We start from the raw sequence: 1,425 nt of genomic DNA on the forward strand, positions 1-1,425 counted from the left end.
GGTCAAGCCCCATGAAGTGGTGTAGCGGCTGATTCCTTCGTTGGGGTTGTCAGGCGCTGAACTCGAGGGCGGGCGCGGTGTCGGGGTTCACCTCGCTTCCCGTGTTGCTGACGGTGGTGAGTCGGCAGCGGGCCAGGACCTCCAGGCCGAGGTAGCGACGGCCCTCGGCCCACTCGTCTGTCTGCTCGGCCAGCACCGCGCCCACCAGTCGTACGATGGCCGCCCGGTTGGGGAAGATGCCCACCGCGTCGGTGCGGCGGCGGATCTCGCGGTTGAGCCGCTCGGCCGGGTTGTTCGACCAGATCTGGGTCCAGACGTCCTTGGGGAATGTGGTGAACGCCAGGATGTCGGCCCGGGCAGCATCGAGGTGCTCGGCCACCACCGGCAGTTTCTCGCTCACGTAGTCCAGCAGCCGGTCGAACTGGGCGTTGACGCTGGCGGCATCGGGCTGGTCGTAGACCGAGTGGAGCATGGCCTTCACCGCCGGCCACATGCTCTTCGGGGTGATGCCCATCAGGTTCGCCGCGTAGTGGGTGCGGCAGCGTTGCCACACCGCACCGGGCAGGTTCGCGGCGATGGCGTCCTTGAGCCCGGGGTGGGCATCAGAGGTGACCAGCCGGACCCCGGCCAGGCCCCGGGCGACCAAGTCGGCGAAGAACTCGTTCCACGCCGCCCCGGTCTCGCTGGTGGCCACCCGCAGGCCCAACACTTCGCGGTGGCCGTCGCCGTTGACCCCGGTGGCGATGAGCACCACCGCGTTGACCACACGCCCGCCCTCACGCACCTTCATCGTCAACGCGTCCGCGGCAACGAACGTGAACGGTCCCGCCTCCCCGAGCGGCCGGTGGCGGAAGGCCTCCACCTGCTCATCGAGGTCCGCGGCCATCCGGGACACCTGGGACTTCGACAGGGCATTGATGCCCAAGGTCTTGACCAGCTTGTCCATCCGCCGGGTAGAGACACCGGCCAGGTAGCAGTCTGCGACCACGGTGATCAGCGCCGATTCGGCCCGCTTGCGCCGCTCGAGCAGCCATTCCGGGAAGTAGGTGCCCGAGCGCAGCTTCGGGATGGCCACGTCCACGGTGCCGACCCGGGTGTCCAGGTCCCGGTGCCGGTACCCATTGCGCTGGGCCGTGCGGTCACGGGAGGGTTTGCCCCATTCGGCGCCGACCACCGCATCGGCGTCAGCGCAGAGCAGGGTGTTGATCATCGTCTGCAGCAGGTGGCGCATCATGTCCGGGGAGGCCTCGGACAGGGCTTCGCCCAGCAGGCCGGCAGGGTCGACAATATGAGGAGCGGTCATCGTGATGACTCCATTCGAGGATTCTGTGAGAGGTTGACTCGAAGGATCACACGGTGGCCGCGTCCACGTCTGGAACGACGTGCCCGACCACCGGGCGCTACACCACTATGCGGGACTCAACT

General features: G+C 67.9%; 1 protein-coding gene. It reads right to left on the reverse strand.

The window, feature by feature from the left end; genetic code table 11:
- Positions 1-49: 49 nt before the first annotated feature.
- Complete coding sequence (locus AUV08_RS10490) at positions 50-1,303, reverse strand: IS256 family transposase (protein WP_036382543.1); 1,254 nt, start codon at positions 1,301-1,303, stop codon at positions 50-52.
- Positions 1,304-1,425 lie beyond the last annotated feature (122 nt).

It is taken from the genome of Micrococcus sp. CH7, from assembly GCF_001595485.1.
Lineage (GTDB): Bacteria > Actinomycetota > Actinomycetes > Actinomycetales > Micrococcaceae > Micrococcus > Micrococcus luteus.

Excerpts from the sequence above, each read along its gene's own strand:
- AUV08_RS10490 (WP_036382543.1), bottom strand. The coding sequence starts at position 1,303 with ATGACCGCTCCTCATATTGTCGACCCTGCCGGCCTGCTGGGCGAAGCC.